This is a genomic window from Kitasatospora sp. NPDC047058 (genome assembly GCF_040643935.1).
Lineage (GTDB): Bacteria > Actinomycetota > Actinomycetes > Streptomycetales > Streptomycetaceae > Kitasatospora.
This window is the reverse complement of record NZ_JBEYVJ010000660.1, coordinates 1-2,737: the sequence shown is the minus strand read 5'-3', so window position 1 is coordinate 2,737 and position 2,737 is coordinate 1. Positions and strand designations below refer to the sequence as shown.

2 protein-coding genes are annotated in these 2,737 nt (G+C 72.9%); one reads left to right on the top strand and one right to left on the bottom strand.

Going from position 1 to position 2,737, the window contains the following annotated elements; all coding sequences use genetic code 11:
- Positions 1–1,599, bottom strand: a 1,599-nt coding sequence (locus tag ABZ885_RS38915) for an AAA family ATPase (protein WP_360199597.1), incomplete at its 3' end; no start/stop codon positions are given.
- A gap of 255 nt (positions 1,600–1,854) precedes the next feature.
- Between ABZ885_RS38915 and ABZ885_RS38910 the strand changes: the two genes are divergently transcribed.
- Positions 1,855–2,637 (top strand): chitinase, encoded by a 783-nt coding sequence (locus ABZ885_RS38910; RefSeq protein ID WP_360199595.1) that lies wholly within the window; start codon positions 1,855–1,857, stop codon positions 2,635–2,637.
- Positions 2,638–2,737: the final 100 nt, after the last annotated feature.

The following is a 2,737-nucleotide window of genomic DNA, read 5'->3' as shown; positions in this document are numbered from 1 at the left end:
GCCCCGGGCGAGCGCGAGCAGGGCCAGCAGCCTCGCGCGCCAGCGCGGCGCGAGCCGTGGGTCGCCGAGGGCCGCGCGCCAGTTCGCCTCGACGTCCTGGTAGCGGCCGGCCCGCAGCGCGATGCTGGTGAGCAGCCACCTGGCCCGGCCGACGAGTTCGCGGTCGCAGGTCTCCAGCAGAATGCTCCGGGCCAGTTCCTCCGCGCGGTCGACGGGGCCGGTGCGGAAGTAGAGCGCCGCCAGCCGGCCGGCCAGCACGTGGCGCCTCGGACAGTCCGCGTCCGGCTGCCGCAGGGCGTGTTCGAGCAGCTCGGCGGCGATCGCCGGGGCCCGCTCGGCCAGTCGCGCCGCGTTGTCGGCGAGCCACTCCCACTCCCAGCCGTCGGCCTCCCGGACGGCCGGGAGGATCAGCTCGGCCACCCGTTCCACCGGCGCCCCGGCGGCGATCAGCTCCTGTGCCACGTGCCGCTGGAGCCCGGCGCGCAGGGCGGAGGGCATGGCCTCGTAGAGCACCTCCTTGAGAAGGGCGTGGCGGAACCGCAGCCGGGCACCGGCCGACTCCAGCACGCCGGCGCTCAGTACCTCCTCGACCACCGTCATGAGGCCGCCCGTCAGAGTGCCGCCCGTCGGAAGGCCGCCCTGCGGAAGGCCGTCCGTCACAAGGCCGTCGCCTCCCGTCACGGCCGTCAGATCCGCCGTCGAGAACTCCGGCCCGAGCAGGGAGGCGATGCGCAGCACCTGCTGGGCCCCGGCCGAGAGACCGGCCAGTCGGTCCGCGACCACGTCCGTCAGCGCCTGGAGCTCCCCGGTGTCGCGGCCGTCCGCGGGCAGCTCCACCGTGCCGGCGGTGCGGTGCAGGGCTCCGCCGCGCACCAGGGCGTCCAGCAACTCCCGGACGTACAGAGGATTTCCGGCCGCCGACCTGAGGCGTGCGGCGAGCCGCGGCCCGGGGTTCCCGCCGGCCAGCGCACCCGCCAGTTCCGCCACGTCCGCCTCACTCAGGCGGTCGAGCGAGAGCACCCGTCCGCCCTGGGGCCGGAGCTCCCGGCGCAGCCGCGTCAGGGCCGGCCGGCGCGGTACCGGCCGACAGGTCCCGATGGCCAGCAGCGGCAGCCGGACCGAGGTCCGGCAGAGGCGGCGCCACATCAGCAGGGTCGCCTCGTCGGCCCAGTGCAGGTCCTCCAGCGCCAGGACCACCGGTCCGGACGCGCACAACCGGTCGACATGGGCGAGCAGTTGTTCGGTGGCGGCCCCCACCGGATCGGCGACGAGGAGGTGCACGTCCCGGCCCGCCCGGGTCCGCAGCCGTCGACGGGACGGTGCGGCCTGCGCGCGCCGGGAGTCGGCCGGACGCGGGTGCACGCCGAGGAGTTGCGCCATGGCCGCAAGCGGAAGCCGTTGCGCCAGCTCGTCGCAGTGCCCGAACAGCACCTCGCATCCGGCGGCCTCGGCCGCTGCGAGCGGGGCGGCGAGCAACGCGGACTTGCCGATGCCCGGTTCGCCCTCGACCAGCAGGCTGCTCCCACGGCCGGCCGCGACATCGGTGACCAGGGCCTCCAGCACGGTTCGTTCGACGTCTCGTCCGGTCACTCCGGCCATCTGCCGAATTATCATGTACATGACCTAACCGGGCCGGGTGGGGTGCCAAACGTCGTGCGCGTCACGCCGGGACACCGAGGCGCACGGGCCCGACCACGCACGGCGCCCCGGAATCTCAGTGAGGCTCACGGATGTCTCCGCGGATCCGCCGCCGGAGGATCGTCCGACGGCCCGGGCACGGTCACCGCTGCGCGACCGGCGGCCTTCCGTGCCCGTCCGGAAACCCGTCACGTCACCCCGTAAGGAGAGTCAGGCATGTCCCTTCGACGCTCAGCCCTGAGGATCGCCGCGGCAGCGGTGGCCGCATCGGCGATCGCCCTGCCAGCCTCGGCTTCCGCCGCCACCTCCGCACCGGCCTCCGCCTCCGCTTCGGCCGAGTCGACGACCGGTCCGGCGGACGCGACGGCGGCGGACCAGGCCGGCTTCGTCGTGAGCAAGGCCCAGTTCGGCAGGATGTTCCCGAACAAGAACCAGTTCTACACCTACGAGGCACTGGTGGGTGCGATGAGCGCCTACCCCGGCTTCGCGCACACCGGGAACGATGCGCTCAAGCGGCGGGAGGCGGCGGCCTTCCTGGCGAACGTCAGCCATGAGACCGGCGGCCTGCGCTACACGGTGGAGCAGAACACCGCCAACTATCCGACGTACTGCGACACTTCCCGGCCCTACGGGTGTCCGGCGGGACGCGCGGCCTACTACGGGCGAGGGCCGCTCCAGCTCAGCTGGAACTTCAACTACAAGGCGGCGGGGGATGCCCTGCACATCGACCTGCTCCACCACCCCAGCCTGGTGCAGACCGATCCCCAGGTCTCCTGGAAGACCGCACTCTGGTACTGGAACACCCAGAACGGGCCCGGTTCCATGACGGCCCACCAGGCGATCGTCACCGGCGCCGGATTCGGTCAGACGATCCGCAGCATCAACGGCGCCGTGGAATGCAACGGCAGGAACACCGCCGAGATGCAGGACAGGGTCAACCTGTACCAGCGGTTCGCACAGATCCTCGGCACCTCCCCCGGCACCAACCTCACCTGCTGAGCGGAGTGGAGAAGTCATGCGCAGGTTCCTGATCAGGCTGTTCGTCGCGGCTGCCGCCGCCACACTCACCGCGGTACTGCCGGGCGCGGGCGCGGCGACG

Coding starts and splice junctions, on each gene's coding strand:
- ABZ885_RS38910 (WP_360199595.1), top strand. CDS start 1,855: ATGTCCCTTCGACGCTCAGCCCTGAGGATCGCCGCGGCAGCGGTGGCC.